Annotated in this window: 1 protein-coding gene; it reads left to right on the forward strand. The window is 61.6% G+C overall.

All coding sequences use genetic code 11. From position 1 onward, the window contains the following. On the forward strand, window positions 1-186 hold a 186-nt coding region (locus AC5ZG5_RS46615), incomplete at its 5' end, for a hypothetical protein (RefSeq protein WP_496165621.1). Between the last annotated feature and the right edge of the window lie 64 nt (window positions 187-250).

The raw sequence follows: 250 nt of genomic DNA on the forward strand, positions 1-250 counted from the left end.
GTTTCCTTCGTGCTCTCCTTGGTGACCGGGCTTTCTTGCCACCATCGCCTCTCGCGCGGATTTCTTCGCGCAAAAAACTTAGCGCCAGCGTCGGGGCGCCAGGACCACACGACTTCGCCGTCCGTGATGCGCGTGCTCGTCAGTCACACCCATCACGTCCACCGCATCTCACCGCAACGTTCGTGACGATCGCGAACCGCCCCTCATCCGCCGTGAGACGCGCGGAGTTAAATCACTGATTTGCCCGACG

It is taken from the genome of Bradyrhizobium sp. Ses1 (assembly GCF_059512365.1).